Here is a 15,005-nt window from a genome sequence, read left to right as displayed (position 1 = left end):
GAACACATCTCCCACGGCGTGTGCACGCCGGCGCGAATATAGTGAATAGATGCACGCTTAGCGCTGTGCGAAAGAGTCGGGCAGAAAAATGGAAGAAGCCTTGGTCGCGCGCCGCCGTCAAACAGGCACTCTCGCATGCGCGCCGCGCAACCACTGTTCGAGCAGAGGCGGTGTCATCGGCCGTCCCAGCAGGTAGCCTTGCAGCACGGGACAACCATGGTCGATCAGGAATTGCCGCTGCGTTTCGGTCTCCACGCCTTCGGCGACGACCTTGATATTCAGGCTCTCGCCGATGCGCAACACCGTCGAGGTCAACGCTCGCGCCGAGTCGCTGTGATCGAGATCACGCACGAAGCTTCTGTCGAGTTTCAGTTCATCGAGCGGCAAACGGTGAAGGTAGCCGAGGCTCGAATAACCCGTGCCGAAATCATCCAGTGACAGCTGCACGCCCAGACGGTGAAGCGCGTTGATCATCAGCAACACGCCGGGCTCGTCGCTCAGCATCACGCTTTCGGTCATCTCGAGCGTCAGGTCGCATGGCTGCAACGCGTGTGCGAGCAAGGTCCGCGCTACGCGGTCGGCCAGCGTGCAATCGCGGAAGTCGCTGGCTGACAGATTGATCGACACACGCGGAATACTCACGCCTTGTGCGCGCCAGGTAGCCAGTTGCCGGCATGCTCGCTCCAGCACCCATTTGCCCAAGTCGCCGATCAATCCGCACTCCTCCGCCAGCACGACGAAGCGCACCGGCGGCACGCTGCCCAGCGTCGCGTGATTCCAGCGCAGCAGCGCTTCGACGCCGCTGAGCGTGTGTCCGTTCGTGGCATCGAATTGCGGCTGATACCAGAGGTCGAGCAAGTCGTGCTTCAGTGCAACGCGCAGGTCGGCCTCCAGCATGGCCTGCTCCTCGATGTTGCGGCTCATCTCCTCGCGGAAGAAACTAAAGCCGCCGCGGCCTTCCGCCTTCGCCTGGTACATCGCGATATCCGCCTGACGCAGTAGCGTCAACACGTCCCGGCCGTCCGTGGGGTATATCGCAATACCGATTGTGGCGCTCGTATGGATCGACGCGCCGGTAACGATAATCGGCGGCGCGGTCGCGGCGAGCAGGCGCTTGACGATGCTCGTCGCCTGTTGCACGCCACAATGCGGCAGAACCGCGACGAATTCATCGCCCGCGAGACGGCCGAGCAGATCGCCGTCGCGCAGCACCGCTTTGAAACGGCGGCCGGTCTCGCAGAGCACCTCGTCGCCCGTTGCATGGCCGCGCGTGTCGTTCACCCGTTTGAACCGGTCGAGGTCGATGAACACCAAGGCCAGATCGCTCCCGGCGCGGCGCGCATCGTTGACGAGTTGCTGTGCCTGAACCTCGAACATATTGCGATTCGGCAAGCCGGTCAGCGTGTCGTGAAACGCTAGCTGATGAATGCGCATGCGTGCTTTTTCGCGCTCGAGCAGAAGTGCGCAAAGACTCAGCCCCATATCCACGAGGCTCTGATGAAATGCCACCGGGCCGTGATTGTCGCGATAGTAGAACGCGAACGTGCCGAGCACCGAACCGTCGGCGCCCTTGACCGGATACGACCAGCATGCCGCGAGTCCTAGCGGCTGCACCAGGTGACGATAACCGCTCCACAACGGATCACTGGCGATGTCCGTCACCACGACCGGGGTGCCTCGCCACGCGGCGGTGCCGCACGAGCCGGCGCAGGGGCCGATCGGCTCGCCGTCCATCGCGCGGGTCACCGTGGCGGGCAAGCGCGGCGCCGCCATGGTGAAGAGCCGCCCCTGATCATCCACGCGCAGAAACGTCGCTACGATTTCGGGCGCGATGCGCTCCACTTCGCGACATAAGATGCCGGCGACTTCGGTCGCGGGCAATTCGCGCGCCATGGCATCGAGCACCTTCTGCTGAAGCTCCTCGCGCATCCTCGTCAGCGTGATGTCGGTCAGCATCGCGAGAACGTTGACCGGCACGCCCGCGCTGTCCCTGACGATGGTGATACCCGCATTGATCCACAGCGGCGTGCCGCTCTTCGTGTACACGAGCAGGTCCTCGCGCAGCGGCTCGCTCGCGATCGGTGGTTGCCGGATCACGGACTGCAAGCGTTCAACCGTCTCCAGATTCGTATGCGGCCCGGAAAACGGCTCGAAAAGGCGCATGCCTCGGACTTCGGCGGGCGCATAGCCCAGCAATTTCCTCAGGGCGTCGTTGGTCAACGAAATGGTGCCGTCGAGGCTCGCCACGATAATCGCCTGATCGCTGCCATTCAGCACCATCGAAAGTTGCTGCCATTCTTCGCGCTGCCGTTGCTGATCCGTCACGTCCTGGATGAAGGCCGCACGAAATGCGCGCCCATCCACTTCGAACCGATGTACCGACATCACGCCGCGCCGCGTCGCGCCATCGTTACGCTCGATTTGCAGGTCCGATATGATGCCGTCGACGTTGCCGGCCCGCGCAGCATGGTCGGTGGATTGAAACCCTGGCGGCAGCAGCGTGCCGGCATCGCGGCCGAGCACTGCCGCGGCGGTCAGACCCCACAGCGCTTCGGCCGCCGGATTGAAGAATCCAATGGCGCCGTTTTCGTCCACCAGCACCACCGCGACCGGCATCTGTGCCAGCACCTGCACGAGAATCCTGGCTGTTTGAGCTTGCAGCATCGTCTTCGCCCCTTGCCGTTCCTACCGTTCCCCACGCTGACGCCGACTTCGCCCGGCTCAATGTATCGGCGTTGCGTCTTGCAGCCGGCCGACGGCTGCCGCGCGCCGCTTTTCAACGAGAGTAATGCAGCCGCAAAGAGAACGCCATAACGCATACTGAGAACCGATAAAAGCGTTTACCCGAACCCTCCGATGCAAGCCGGGGCGGCCTACACATTCCCTGCGTTCGCATAAGTGCGGAAACGAAAATTCATAGCTCGATGACGACGGCTGGATTCACCGCACGGTTCCGGTCCCCGGCTTTGGATCTATCGCACTATTCGACGGTATCGATAACTTACCGAACGGTTTGCAGGGATCAACGCGCCCGGCTGAGCAGCCGGTCGAAATCGACGTGGCGTCGGCGGCACGCATCAAACACATAGACAGCGACTTCGTCGGCACGGCATCGGCCAACATCACGCGACGCCGTTGCCCGGACATGCCTGAGCGCGTCGCATCGATCAGTTGCTCGCAACGCGCAATGAGTACGCGCAGGAAAACGGTGATTAATTCATGACCGAATCAGGATTGAACAAAGCGCACTCACCGCGTCAGAGCAGAGATTCAATAACGCGCTTATTGTCCCGACGTATGGGCCCGCAGAAACGCCACATAACCATTCTGCGTCTTGAGGATTTTCTCCGCGCACTCGTCGTAGTCCGAACCCTTCGCGCCGTCCGGTCCGTACATGCCGCGGCACTGTGCAAAGAGCGTGAGCGTCGCGCCCGCGCCTTTCGCATCGCGGCTCGCTGAGAAGGCGGCATCGCCCGAGCCAGAGGGCACGTCGGTTTCGATCGCGACCGCGTCCGCGCGTGTCACATGCGTGTCGGAATGCTGTTCGATGTAGCGCCTGGTCAGCGCCCACGCCGCGTCGCAGTTCTGCGCATCGCAAGTGACGGTCGCATTGCGCTGGGCAGCAGCCAGGCCGGTCTCGTTATGGAGGAATTGCTCGGCTTGCTTCGCCTGCTTTTCAGGCGACGAGCAACCGGCGAGCACAAGCGCAGCAAGCACAGAAGCAGCGATCTTTTTCACGAGTCAAACCTCCTAAGCCACATTCGAGCGCGATTATAGCTGTGTGCCGGAAGCGCTCGCGGGTCCGCTTGCGCGACTCGCGCGGACATGGGCGAAAGCCCTGCGCAAGAAGAACGGCCACTTATCGCGCGCATTGGACGTTACGCACGCACCACGCTTACGCCAGCGGCCTCCAGCGGCGCGGTCAATTGCGCATCGGTCGAACGCTCGACCACCACGGTCTGTGCAAGCGTCACGTCGCCGATGGCATATGCCGACGCTGCGTTGAGCTTTTCCTTGGTCGCAAGCACGACGGTCTCCGCCGAACGCGCGGCAAGCGCGCGTTTTACATAGGCCTCTTCCAGATCGCCGGTGCTGAGTCCCGCAGTTGGATGAACACCGGTCACGCCCATGAAGTAGAGGTCAGCGTGGATATGCGACATCGCCTCGATGGCGGCTGCGCCGACGGTCACGATCGAATGTTTGTAGAGCCTGCCGCCGATCACGATCACTTCGATCGACGGGTGTTCGGCCAGCGCGACGGCAATCGTGGGACTGTGCGTCACGACCGTCGCCGCCAGCGAGGGCGGGATGTGCCTGACAAGTTCGGCGCAGGTCGTCCCGCCGTCGATGACCACGATCTGTCCTGGCTCGATCATCTTTGCCGCGGCCATGCCGATCGCGCGTTTGCCCGAAGACGCCAGCGTGCGCCGCTTCGAAAAGGAAGCGACAGCTGGCGACGCGGGCAGCGCGCCGCCGTGAACCCGCTGCAGCGAACCCTCGGCGGCGAGTTCGCGCAAGTCACGCCGTATGGTGTCCTCCGACACGCCGAACTGCACGGCGAGCGGCGCCGCGAGCACCTGCCCGTCCCGGGCAAGCCATTCGAGGATGGTTTTCTTACGTTGGCTGGTCAACATAATTTGCACGTTTTTTCTTGATATTACACGAATATGCACGATATCATCAAATGCCACGATCCGACCAGCAGGAGCTTGTTATATGGCAGCCACGCAAGACCGTGTACGCATCATCGATACGACCGTGCTGTCCGACGACTGGTACGTACTGAAGAAAACAACGTTCGAATTCCTGCGGCGCGACGGCACGTGGCAGCGGCAAACGCGCGAAACGTACGACCGGGGCAATGGCGCGACGCTGCTGCTGTTCAACCGGGCGAAAAAGACCGTGGTGCTGACCCGGCAATTCCGCTTGCCCGCGTTCGTCAACGGTCACGACGGAATGATGCTGGAAGCCGCGGCGGGTCTGCTCGAGAAGGCGTCGCCGGAAGAACGCATTCGCGCCGAGGTGGAGGAAGAAACCGGCTACCGCGTGCAACACGTGCAGAAAGTCTTCGAGGCTTATATGAGCCCCGGCTCCGTGACGGAGAAGCTGCACTTTTTCATCGCCGAATACGATGCGGGGACGCGGGTCGGCAACGGCGGCGGAGTGCACACCGAAGGCGAAGACATCGAGGTCGTCGAGCTGGCTCTGGAAGAAGCCCTGGAAGGCATGCGCCGTGGCGAGATCGTCGACGCCAAGACCATCATGCTGCTGCAATTCCTTGCGCTGCGCGAACAGGCGCAGCAGCGTTCACAGTGACCTTACGCCCTATCCTCGTTGCCGACCCTTGTTGCACTCCACGCGTGACGTCGCGTCGCATTCAGATCGCCTTCACTTCTCCACCGTCCATTCGCAACGTCGAGCCCGTCATCCAGTGAGCAGCGGGCGAGACGACGAACGCCATCAACTCGGCGATCTCCTGCGGCTTGCCATAGCGCGCAATGCCGGCTTCGGCGGGAAACTTCTCCGTCGCTTCTTCGACGGTCATGTCGTGCAGCGGCGCCCAATGCTCCAGATAGGCGCGCCGTCGGCCGGTCATCACCGGTCCCGGCAACACGCTGTTGACCTGCACGCCATCGGTAATACCGCGGTCCGAGAAAGCTTTCGCGAGCGCGACGATCGCCGCGTTGATCGTGCCTACCGCCGCATACGGCGCCTTGGGAAACAGCGCCGAGTTGCCCGACATCAGCACCACCGATCCACCCGTCTTCTTCAACGACGGCCATGCCGCCATCGTCAGACGCCGCGCACCGTGCAGCTTCAGTGCGAAGCCGCGCTCCCATTGCTCGTCGGTCATGTCGAATACGTCGATCTGCGGCACGGCGCCGGCGATGTTAAGCAACGCATCGATCTTTCCGAACGCGGCGAGCGTTCGATCGACCACTTCTTGTGCAGCATCGGGCTGCGCGAGATCGAGATCGATGACGAGCGTTTCGGCGCCGGCCTGCCTGATCTCGATCGCGACTTCATCGAGGTTCTCCCGATTGCGGGCGACGATCACGACCGACGAGAAATCCCGCGCTAACCTGATCGCCGTCGAACGGCCGATTCCCTGGCTTGCGCCTGTGACGATTGCAACTCTGCTGGACATTTCCGCTCTCCTGAATTCAAGAACATCTGAACGGCTGGTTAAACAACGACGACCATCTTTCCATCGCCTTCGTTGGCTTCCATCACGCGATGCGCTGCGCGAATCTCGTCAAAACCGAATAGGCGCGACGGCGTTGCATCGAGGCGACCGGCGTACACGGTTCAGCGAGTGAGGAAATCCGAAATGGCCGCGGCAATCTCGCTCGCGTGCGTCTCCAGCGCGAAATGACCGGTATCGAAGAAGCGCACGTCCGCGCCCGGCAAGTCACGCCTGAATGCTTCCGCACCAGCGGGCAGGAAGAACGGATCGTGCTTTCCCCACACCGCGAGAAAGCGCGGCTGATGCGTGCGGAAATACTGCTGGAACGACGGATACAGCGCGACGTTGCTTCGGTAGTCGCCGAACAGATCGAGCTGGACGTCGGCCGCACCCGGCCGGCTCAGATAGAAATCGTCGAGCGAATAACCGTCCGGCGAGACGGCGCCCGCGTCGGGAACGCCGTGCGTGTATTGCCAGACCGTCGTTTCGCGCGTGAGCAGAGCACGGAGCGCTTCGCGATTGGCGCGAGAAGGCTCCTGCCAATACGCGCGGATCGGATTCCAGCCGTCGCTCAAACCCTCTTCATAAGCGTTGCCGTTCTGCGAAATCAGCGCCGTGATCCGCTCGGGATGCTTGCGCGCGAGGCGAAAGCCCGTCGGCGCGCCGTAGTCGAACACGTACAACGCAAAGCGATCGAAGCCGACCACTTCAGTGAAGCGATCGATCACGTTCGCCACGTTGTCGAACGTGTAGGCGAAGCGGTCCCGTGACGGCATGTCCGATTGTCCGAAGCCGGGCAGATCGGGCGCGACGATATGGAAACGGTCGGCGAGCTTCGGAATCAGATCGCGAAACATATGGCTTGAACTCGGGAATCCGTGCAGAAGCAGCAGCTTCGGCGCGCCGGGACGACCCGCTTCGCGATAAAACACCTTGAAGCCGTCAACGTCGGCATGGCGATAATAAATGGGCGACATGGTTTCTCTCCACAAATGAACGGGATTGAGCGACTAGCTCGACTACGTGACCGGACCACCAGCACGTTCAACGCGCCGGCACGGCTCGCGCTGCTTCGACGATGAGGTCGGTGACGGCCTCGGGCGCCGTGATGATCGGCGTGTGATCGACCTCGCACGCACGCACTTCGGCGCTCATGCGGCGTGCCATGAAATGCTGGGTATCCGGGCTGATCATCCGGTCCTGTTCCGCGACGAGGAACCAGTTCGGCCGGTCTCTCCAGAGCGGGCGCTCGACCTTTTGGCCGATGCACGCTGCCGCAATCGGACGCTGAACCGCGGCAAGCAGTGCCAGTTCCTGCGGCGCCGCGTGCTGCGCGAACGCGGAGGCGAACGCGTCCTGCGGCAGCCATATCCGGCCATGCGCATCAGGCGCCAGCCTCGGGGCTTGCGGATGCGCCGCGCCGCGATAAAACAGGTCGGCCACCGTTTCCCCTTCATCGGGCGCAAGAGCGGCGACGTAGACCAAAGCCGCGACGTTTGCCGCGCGAGTCGATCCGATCACCGCTCCCGCATACGCGTGACCCGCCAGCACGACGGGACCATCGATCCGTTCGAGCGTGCGATCGAGCGCGGCCACATCGTCGTTCAGTGACGTTAGCGGCAACGGCGCCGCGACCGCGTTCACGCCCCGCACTTTCAAACCATGGATCACTTTGCTCCAGCTCGATCCATCCGCCCATGCGCCGTGCACCAGCACCACATTCAGCTTGCCTCGAGACATGTTTCGCTCCTGAAGAAAAGTCGACCCTAGCCACGCTTGATGTCGCCCAACCGCGACAGTCACGTAACCGCAAAATGCCATTTATACAGGTTACTCATTTTTAAAGTAACTTGTCAACGACATTTTTACTGGTTACACTTCATCATTCTCTTTTGCTGGCGTGACGAGATGGACTACCACCAGAATCCCCCGATACTTGTGGCCGACGCGCCCGGCCTCGATTTCCTGAACTCGGTTGCAACGCCGGTGGACGAGGAAGTCGACTGGATCAGCGACGGCGCGGGTCTGCTGGCCTGGCTGGAACAGGCGGAGCTGGTGCCGCCGGCCGCACTTGCGGCAATCCGCGCGCAGTCCACCTCCGCCGAGCTGGACGCCGTGGCGGCCCAGGCGCGTTCGCTGCGCGAGTGGTTCAGGGGCTTTGTCCAGAAGAGGAAGGGACGGTCGCTGAGCGCGAAAGACCTGCGTGATCTCGGCCCGCTGAATCAGCTGCTCGAGCGGGACGCGCAATACGGCGAAATCGTGGCGATTACCGCGGACGGCGCGACGCGCTTCGAATTTCGCGCGAATCGCCGCTGGCAATCGGCGGAGTCGTTGCTGATGCCGCTCGCGGAATTGCTCGCCAGATTGGTATGCGAGGAAGACTTCATGTACGTGAAAGCGTGTGAGGGTCCGCGCTGCACGTTGCTATTCGCCGATCACACCCGGGGCCACGCGCGTCGCTGGTGCAGCATGGCGATCTGCGGCAACCGTGCGAAGGTCGCCGCCCACCGGGCGCGGATCAGGGAACAGAAGAACGGCTGACGACGCGTCCACGGCACCGAAGCGGATCGCCTGAACCCGATTGCTGGAAACGCGTGCGGAACGTGGCGCCATCAGCGTGATGGCTGGTTCCGGCACTGACGTTGAGTGAGCGCAGGTCGCTAACCGTATTCGCCTGTCCATGTTCGGGCTCGATCGACGTCCTGCTCATTCCAGGAGGGTGCTATGCGCGAAGCAAAAGTAACCGCAGAACGGCTGACTGCATTTTCAGACGCCGTGTTCGCCGTGATCGTGACCATCATGGTGCTGGAACTCAAGGCGCCCGAGGAACCGGCATTTTCAAACCTGTGGCCCTTATGGCCGATGGCGGTCAGCTATGCGATGAGCTACGTATTCATCGTCATTATCTGGATCAACCATCATCACCTGATGAGGTTCACCGGTGCGCCGACGCTGGGGCTCATCTGGATCAACTTCATCCATCTCTTCCTCGTTTCACTGCTGCCCTTCGCCACCGCGTGGGTCGCGCGCACGCAACTCGCGTCGGCTCCAGTGGTGTTGTATGCGGGACTGTTCGTCTGCATCGACATTGCGTACAACATCTTCGAACACCGCATCCTGTGCGGTGCGGATCCGGGCCAACTGCCCGCGCGTGCGCGTCGCGCGGCACGGTCCCGCTCATTGATCGTGCTCGCGGGCTTTGCGATCGCCATGCTGGTTGCCATCGTCGCGCCGCGCATCGGCTTTGCGCTGATATGCGGGTCATTGATGCTTCACCTGCGGCCCGATGTTTCAGGTCCTCGCTCGTGAGGGCTTCACAAATCGATCACCACGTCGCCAACCGGTTGTGAGCAGCAAACGAGAAGGTTACCGCTGGCAGGCTTGTCGAGCGGCTCAGGTCCATAGATCACCTCACCCGATATCAGACCGCACTCGCAGTTGTGACAGACACCTGTGCGGCAGGACCAGCGGACTGGGACATCGCATGCTTCGGCCAGTTCGAGAACGCTTTGATACACCGACGCGTCCCAATGCACCGCGATGCCGCTGCGCGCAAACGATATCAACGGACCATTGCTGGTGTCGTGTTCCGGCAGATGCGGCGCGCGCGCCGCAGCCCCGACGATGCCCGGATTCAGCGACTCGCTGCCGTTGAAGAGTTCAACGTGAATCCGTTGCGGCGCGACGCCGAGGGAGGCGAACGCTTGTTTCATGTCGGTCATGAAACGGGACGGTCCGCAGATGTAGACGTCAGCATCCCGCGAGACACCGACCTCGTCGAGAACGGCCCGCGACAGATGACCCGCCGTGTCGAAATGCTCACCCGTGCGATCCTGTGTCCCCGGCGCGCTATAACAGACATGGCTGCGCCCATGAGCGAGCGCGAGCACGAGCTGGCGGGCTTCGCCAGCGAGTACATGATGCTGCCTGTCGTGCGCCGCGTGGAGCCACAAGACCCGCCGCGTCGAGCGCGCGGACGACAGTGCATGCAGCATCGCGAGCACCGGCGTCGCTCCGATCCCCGCGCTGACCAACACGACCGGGCCGTCTCCTGGCTGCAGAACAAAGCTTCCGCGCGGCGCGCTGACGTCGAGCACGTCGCCCACCTGAACATGCTCCTGCAAGTAGATGCCGGCAACGCCGTGCGGCTCCGTCTTCACACTGATCCGATACCGCTCGGTCGAGATGTCGCCCGACAGCGAATAGCTGCGAAAAAGTGGCGGGCCGCCGACTGCCGGTCGAAGGCGCAGCACGACGTACTGGCCAGGCAGCGCCGCGCACAGCGGCCGTCCATCGGCGCTCCTGAACCTCAGCGACACCACATCGGCGGACTCCTGCTCGATGGCTGCGACAGTGAGCGGCCTGAATCCCGCTTCGACCGGATGCGACGCGGCTGCGGGCGCAAGCCCCACGTTGCCGTCCTTCGCGCCTGTCGTGTGGCTTTGCAGTAGTGCCTCAAACGACCAGCGCCATCCCCGCGACAGCGCCTCTATCCGCAAAGCCCGTTCCAGCCGGTCGCGCGGATGATCGGATGAATAAAGGAGCGCGTTGACCTCGGCGACCGTCATGCGCTCGCATGCCTCGCCCACTTTCACGATCTCGTCGCCGGCGCCCACTTCGCCCTCCCGCAGCACGCGCAAGTAGAAGCCCGGCCGCCCGCTGGATGTCAGCAAAGCCGGCATGCGTGGCTCGTTCATCCGGATACCCACGCGATAGCATGTCACCCGAGGCTGCGTCACCTCGAACAGTGCGCCGCCGATCTGATAACGGTCGCCGATGCACACGACGGAATCGGGCATGCCTTCGACCGTGAAGTTCTCGCCGAACTGTCCGTACGCGAGATCGGTCCGTTGCAGTTGCTCCTGCCAATAGCGGCTCGATTCGATCTGATAGACAAAGACAGCGCGTTGCTCACCGCCGTGTCCCGCGAGGTCGCCCTGGCCGTCTCCCGTGAGGTTCAACCGGCCGGCCCAGCAGCGCCCCTGCACCGGGTTTTTCCAGATGCCTGTGTGCACAGTGCGGCCTTTCCAGGCGATATCGCGCGGAAGTCCGACGTTGATCGATAGCAGTCGAGCCATAGTTATTCTCCGCAGTCGCGAGCGCGCGTGAGTGAATGTTCGCTCACAGCCGGTTGCGGGCCGGAAGCACTTCGTCGACGCTCAGCTCACGGTCGGGGCCTGGCAAATGTCGATGCGATGATAGCTGTCGGCGGCATGACCGACGATCCGCTCGTCTTCTTCGTAGAACGCCATCGGCGGGCGGGGTGACGCGTGCTTTTGCCAGGTTAGTTCAAACGGCGTTAGCGAAGTTCCGGCCTATTGGACACTGGATGATCACGCATGCGATGACCATAGTGAAACTATTTGCCGGGTAAGTAAACGCCTTGCTGGTCGAGCGTATGGTTGGCGCGATGCGCACGCTTGAGTGCGCAAATCTGAACGCATGCGCTCGGTGCACGGTGCTGGGGCACGAGCAGATTGGCAGGCTCGCCGAGGGCATGCGTCTTTGCACGCCAGGCCGCGATTGGGATCGCCGACAAGCTGTATGATGGCGGGCTCGCGCCGGAGCGAAGCTCGCGCGGTCGGCCCGCGCCGCAGATCGCGCACCGCTGCCGCGATTCCCCGGTGCCAACCTATCCATTCACGACGACCCAGAGGAAGACTCGCCATGACGGCCGCAACGCAGTTCGATCAGGTTTCCATTATCAAACGAGCCAACGTGTATTTCGATGGCAAGTGTGTCTCGCACACCGTGCTCTTCGCCGACGGCTCGCGAAAGACACTCGGCGTGATCCTGCCAGGCGCGCTCAACTTCGGCACCGACGCGCCGGAACTGATGGAAGTGCAGGCCGGCCAGTGTCGCATACGCCTCGAAGGCAGCGACGAGTGGAAGACGTATAGCGCGGGCGAATCGTTCTCGGTGCCCGGCAAGAGCCGCTTCGATATCGACGCGATCGAAACACTCGATTACGTTTGCAGCTATCTGTAAAGGTGGACGCGCGCGGCGTCCGTTGCCGCACGCGGTTTTGCGCCCGTGCGGTCGTATGGAAGCCCCGCGTTGGTGGCTACGATCTGCGTGGCGGCGTTGGAGTTCGCTTGGGCACCGTACGTCTGAACCACGGTTGTTCACATCCCATTGGCGGGTAACGATACGGGCATTCACAAAAGATGATTCGCCCGTTACAATGGCGCCCCCTTGCCCAGGTGGCGAAATTGGTAGACGCACTATCTTGAGGGGGTAGCGCCGAAAGGCGTGCGGGTTCAAATCCCGCCCTGGGCACCAGATACCCTTCAACCGATTTCAACGGTTCACGACACAACCCCGCCAGACAATGCTGAGCGGGGTTTTTGTTTGCCATGGTATCCAATGGTTTACCACCGATAACAACCCCCATCAGGGGTTCTAGCATATCGAGCGCACAGCGGGCGGAAAACAACCCCGCAGCCGTTCGACAGTGCAGCGAGCCCCCGCGATACGCTTCCGCGTCATTTGCTTCCGGGCTCCGTAGGCCCGCATGTTGGCCTACCAGACACGCTGGATCTTGGAGCGCAGACGGGCATCGCGTATCGCACGAGCGCAGCGGCGCGATGGATCGCGAAGCTGTGCTGCATGACTCCCGATAGCCCGACAGGCAATCCGCAAAACCTCGCAGATCGGCTCGACCCCGAAGGCATAAAGGCATCCAGCATCAGCTTCCATTTTTCTATGTCCGACCGTACTGGGTTTTCATCGGACAAACTGGAACTGGCCGTTCATTGGAAATGCCCGTGTCTCGACGGATGATCAGCATCTCGACCCGCAACGCGACGGCCTGACAAAGGCTGGGTGCAAGCGCGTGTTCGAGGACACCGCAAGTGGCGTGAAGTCCGGACGCACCGGGCCGGTTTTGTCGTGATAAAGATCGCAAGACAACTAGGTCCAGATATGATTAGGAGTACTTGTATCGAGAGTGAGTAAAACTGTTCGGCGGGACTGGTCGATGCCGACGTTCTCCATCCGCCCTTCGGCAATTATATGCATGACCTCAGTGCCAACCAGGAGGAGGCGGGCGCGGCGAAATTTCCTGAACCCGAGCATGGGGCGGATGCGCCGCTTGATTGCCCGTTTCTGCGTACCATTTTCCACGAATTCCTTTTAAATATCCTAAACTTTTGGGTGTGCGAAAGTCGCGTCGCAGGAGCACGCTCTCTCAGATACAAACCACACCGTGTGCAACCTTGACCCGGCAAGTCTGCAGATATTTACCTCGGTGAAAGACGCAAGCAAGCCGATGTGATCGGGTTCGGGAATGGAACCCTGGTCAACTTCAAGCAGGTGACGCACTAAACTGACGGTTGACAGACACCCTGTCGGCCGTCAGTTTCTGCAATCTGAATACAGTCCGCGTTCATGGGCGATTCGATACACGGGTACCCTTCATGAAAAACCTACCAAAGGCTGTCGATGTGTCCGTCAGTTCTCCATCCACACCGCAACTGGCTCTCATACATGTCCGTCAATCCGCTTATTCAGGAACTCTGGCAGAGGAAGTCATTTCGTGGATGAACGATTTCGGACTCCTGCGTGACAAGGAAAGACTGGACAGGGTAGTCGCCATGGATGTCGGGGCATATGCAGGCTGCTCCTATCCGAATGGTGGGCATGCCGATTTGCTGCTCTATGCAAAATACATCACGCTATGGCTGCTCTGGGATGATTTTGTCATTGAGACGGGGGGAGGCAACGGCGAGATCATATACCGGATATTTTCCTTACGTGAAACGCCGGATATGGCCGATCCCTATATGCGTGCGTGGTGGAGCGTCGTATCGGATTTGCGCCAAAGGAACGGCTCGCAGGAGTATCTGGAATGCTTGGCAAGAAGCATGCAGACATGGTTCGATGCCGCGGTCATGGAGCGCGCGAGTGCCTGGCACGCCGTCATGGGAGATTTTGGAACGTATTTCGACCGACGACTCATGACGATTGGCATGGTACAGACTGCACTGCTGCTTCAGGTTTTCGCGGGCGTAAGAGTAGCTGACTCCGGCGAAACCAGGGAAATGGTACGGGATTCCTGCAAGATTGTCGGAATGGCGAATGAGGTCGTCAGTTTTCACAAAGATTCAGAATGGATCAACCTGATAAACGTATATTCGAACATTCACGGTTGTGAAACGGACAAAGCGAGGGCCGCGATAATCAGAATCCATAATGAATCGGTCATTTCCCTTGACAGCAGGGTTCGAAATTGCAGCGGAAACGTCAGGATCTGGGGCGAAGCCTTGCAATACTGTGCGGAAGGATTCAGCTACTGGCACACCTTGTGTCCGAGATACGCCAGTTCCCATACCACCGCTATCATTCTGGCTTCATCCTGATCATGCAGAGCAGCTCCCAACTGCAGCACACATAGACACACGGCTATCTGATTGGCATTCCGTAAAACCCCAACTACGCCGTGGAGGATTTACAGATTCGAGATCCCGGAACTCGCAAACGTAAAGCACGTGTTCGTCAATGCTCGCGCACGCGTGAACAACCGCGCTGAAAACAGCCACCGGCCCGCGCGTGAACGCGAGCGCTGGATGCGAGGTTTCCGTCTGCCTGAGCGCACGCGTGCCTTTCTCTCGAGCTCAGCCCCGATCCGGCAACACTTCGCGCTCAAGCGGCATCTGCTGCGCGCTTCGCCGTATCGCAAACAGCTCGCCGCGCGACGTGAAGCCGGGCATCTTTTCACCGGCATAGCCCAAGCTCCGTCCACCGTGTTCAGAGGCACGACGGTCATTGACGATATCTCGTCATGCACTCGGCAAGGCGACAGAGCCATCCGCCATAT

13 protein-coding genes, 1 tRNA gene and 4 pseudogenes are annotated in these 15,005 nt (G+C 61.2%); 8 read left to right on the top strand and 10 right to left on the bottom strand.

The genetic code is table 11. The features are described 5' to 3' along the window. Nucleotides 1-117: 117 nt before the first annotated feature. From CIC12_RS30980 to CIC12_RS30970, 3 genes are all read right to left on the bottom strand, one after another. Nucleotides 118-2,664, bottom strand: coding sequence for a sensor domain-containing protein (locus CIC12_RS30980; RefSeq protein ID WP_168670089.1), 2,547 nt, complete (start codon nucleotides 2,662-2,664; stop codon nucleotides 118-120). Nucleotides 2,665-3,282: 618 nt separating this feature from the next. Continuing rightward, complete coding sequence (locus tag CIC12_RS30975; protein WP_168670088.1) at nucleotides 3,283-3,738, bottom strand: hypothetical protein; 456 nt, start codon at nucleotides 3,736-3,738, stop codon at nucleotides 3,283-3,285. Between the two features lie 140 nt (nucleotides 3,739-3,878). Then, the gene (locus tag CIC12_RS30970; RefSeq protein ID WP_168670086.1) at nucleotides 3,879-4,634 is read right to left on the bottom strand and encodes a DeoR/GlpR family DNA-binding transcription regulator; all 756 of its coding nucleotides are present in this window, start codon (nucleotides 4,632-4,634) and stop codon (nucleotides 3,879-3,881) included. Between the two features lie 82 nt (nucleotides 4,635-4,716). On the opposite strand from CIC12_RS30970, the gene CIC12_RS30965 reads away from it, so the two are divergent. Next, nucleotides 4,717-5,316, top strand: a complete 600-nt coding sequence (locus CIC12_RS30965; RefSeq protein WP_168670084.1) for an NUDIX domain-containing protein — start codon at nucleotides 4,717-4,719, stop codon at nucleotides 5,314-5,316. A 61-nt stretch (nucleotides 5,317-5,377) separates the two neighbouring features. On the opposite strand, the gene CIC12_RS30960 is transcribed toward CIC12_RS30965, so the two are convergent. From CIC12_RS30960 to CIC12_RS30945, 4 genes are all read right to left on the bottom strand, one after another. Then, entirely contained in the window at nucleotides 5,378-6,148 is a 771-nt protein-coding gene (locus CIC12_RS30960) for an SDR family oxidoreductase (RefSeq protein ID WP_168670082.1), read from the bottom strand. 38 nt (nucleotides 6,149-6,186) lie between these two features. Beyond that, on the bottom strand, nucleotides 6,187-6,306 hold the full coding sequence (locus CIC12_RS33730) for a zinc-binding dehydrogenase (protein WP_168670080.1): 120 nt from the start codon (nucleotides 6,304-6,306) through the stop codon (nucleotides 6,187-6,189). Between the two features lie 3 nt (nucleotides 6,307-6,309). Continuing rightward, on the bottom strand, nucleotides 6,310-7,164 hold the full coding sequence (locus CIC12_RS30950) for an alpha/beta fold hydrolase (RefSeq protein ID WP_168670078.1): 855 nt from the start codon (nucleotides 7,162-7,164) through the stop codon (nucleotides 6,310-6,312). 67 nt (nucleotides 7,165-7,231) lie between these two features. Continuing rightward, complete coding sequence (locus CIC12_RS30945) at nucleotides 7,232-7,927, bottom strand: alpha/beta fold hydrolase (RefSeq protein WP_168670076.1); 696 nt, start codon at nucleotides 7,925-7,927, stop codon at nucleotides 7,232-7,234. Nucleotides 7,928-8,095: 168 nt separating this feature from the next. Between CIC12_RS30945 and CIC12_RS30940 the strand changes: the two genes are divergently transcribed. Next, nucleotides 8,096-8,728, top strand: coding sequence for a CGNR zinc finger domain-containing protein (locus tag CIC12_RS30940; protein WP_168670372.1), 633 nt, complete (start codon nucleotides 8,096-8,098; stop codon nucleotides 8,726-8,728). 183 nt (nucleotides 8,729-8,911) lie between these two features. Further along, complete coding sequence (locus CIC12_RS30935; RefSeq protein ID WP_168670074.1) at nucleotides 8,912-9,496, top strand: TMEM175 family protein; 585 nt, start codon at nucleotides 8,912-8,914, stop codon at nucleotides 9,494-9,496. 5 nt (nucleotides 9,497-9,501) lie between these two features. On the opposite strand, the gene CIC12_RS30930 is transcribed toward CIC12_RS30935, so the two are convergent. After that, entirely contained in the window at nucleotides 9,502-11,265 is a 1,764-nt protein-coding gene (locus tag CIC12_RS30930; protein WP_168670072.1) for an MOSC domain-containing protein, read from the bottom strand. 589 nt (nucleotides 11,266-11,854) lie between these two features. Here CIC12_RS30930 and ppnP point away from each other — a divergent pair. Further along, nucleotides 11,855-12,175, top strand: coding sequence for a pyrimidine/purine nucleoside phosphorylase (gene ppnP / locus CIC12_RS30925; protein WP_168670070.1), 321 nt, complete (start codon nucleotides 11,855-11,857; stop codon nucleotides 12,173-12,175). A 209-nt stretch (nucleotides 12,176-12,384) separates the two neighbouring features. Next, nucleotides 12,385-12,469, top strand: a tRNA-Leu gene (locus tag CIC12_RS30920). Between the two features lie 159 nt (nucleotides 12,470-12,628). On the opposite strand, the pseudogene CIC12_RS33490 reads toward CIC12_RS30920, so the two are convergent. Beyond that, nucleotides 12,629-12,853 (bottom strand): annotated as a pseudogene (locus CIC12_RS33490) (IS3 family transposase); the annotation flags it as partial. A gap of 88 nt (nucleotides 12,854-12,941) precedes the next feature. Between CIC12_RS33490 and CIC12_RS30915 the strand changes: the two are divergent. Then, nucleotides 12,942-13,067, top strand: a pseudogene (locus tag CIC12_RS30915) (recombinase family protein); the annotation flags it as partial. A 64-nt stretch (nucleotides 13,068-13,131) separates the two neighbouring features. Here the strand turns inward: CIC12_RS30915 and CIC12_RS33965 are convergent. After that, nucleotides 13,132-13,291, bottom strand: a pseudogene (locus tag CIC12_RS33965) (IS6 family transposase); the annotation flags it as partial. 314 nt (nucleotides 13,292-13,605) lie between these two features. On the opposite strand from CIC12_RS33965, the gene CIC12_RS30910 reads away from it, so the two are divergent. Both CIC12_RS30910 and CIC12_RS30905 read left to right on the top strand, forming a co-directional pair. Next, nucleotides 13,606-14,547, top strand: a complete 942-nt coding sequence (locus tag CIC12_RS30910) for a terpene synthase family protein (RefSeq protein WP_168670068.1) — start codon at nucleotides 13,606-13,608, stop codon at nucleotides 14,545-14,547. Nucleotides 14,548-14,607: 60 nt separating this feature from the next. Then, a pseudogene (locus tag CIC12_RS30905) lies at nucleotides 14,608-14,934 on the top strand (IS6 family transposase); the annotation flags it as partial. Between the last annotated feature and the right edge of the window lie 71 nt (nucleotides 14,935-15,005).

This window comes from Paraburkholderia sp. SG-MS1 (assembly GCF_012275575.1).
Taxonomy (GTDB): domain Bacteria; phylum Pseudomonadota; class Gammaproteobacteria; order Burkholderiales; family Burkholderiaceae; genus Paraburkholderia.
This window is presented reverse-complemented; position numbering and strand designations above follow the sequence as displayed.

What these genes read in the sequence shown, in the direction of transcription:
- CIC12_RS30980 (WP_168670089.1), bottom strand. Translation starts at nt 2,664, where the DNA reads ATGCTGCAAGCTCAAACAGCCAGGATTCTCGTGCAGGTGCTGGCACAG.
- CIC12_RS30970 (WP_168670086.1), bottom strand. Translation starts at nt 4,634, where the DNA reads ATGTTGACCAGCCAACGTAAGAAAACCATCCTCGAATGGCTTGCCCGG.
- CIC12_RS30965 (WP_168670084.1), top strand. Translation starts at nt 4,717, where the DNA reads ATGGCAGCCACGCAAGACCGTGTACGCATCATCGATACGACCGTGCTG.
- CIC12_RS30960 (WP_168670082.1), bottom strand. Translation starts at nt 6,148, where the DNA reads ATGTCCAGCAGAGTTGCAATCGTCACAGGCGCAAGCCAGGGAATCGGC.
- CIC12_RS30950 (WP_168670078.1), bottom strand. Translation starts at nt 7,164, where the DNA reads ATGTCGCCCATTTATTATCGCCATGCCGACGTTGACGGCTTCAAGGTG.
- CIC12_RS30945 (WP_168670076.1), bottom strand. Translation starts at nt 7,927, where the DNA reads ATGTCTCGAGGCAAGCTGAATGTGGTGCTGGTGCACGGCGCATGGGCG.
- CIC12_RS30940 (WP_168670372.1), top strand. Translation starts at nt 8,096, where the DNA reads ATGGACTACCACCAGAATCCCCCGATACTTGTGGCCGACGCGCCCGGC.
- CIC12_RS30935 (WP_168670074.1), top strand. Translation starts at nt 8,912, where the DNA reads ATGCGCGAAGCAAAAGTAACCGCAGAACGGCTGACTGCATTTTCAGAC.
- CIC12_RS30930 (WP_168670072.1), bottom strand. Translation starts at nt 11,265, where the DNA reads ATGGCTCGACTGCTATCGATCAACGTCGGACTTCCGCGCGATATCGCC.
- ppnP (WP_168670070.1), top strand. Translation starts at nt 11,855, where the DNA reads ATGACGGCCGCAACGCAGTTCGATCAGGTTTCCATTATCAAACGAGCC.
- CIC12_RS30910 (WP_168670068.1), top strand. Translation starts at nt 13,606, where the DNA reads ATGAAAAACCTACCAAAGGCTGTCGATGTGTCCGTCAGTTCTCCATCC.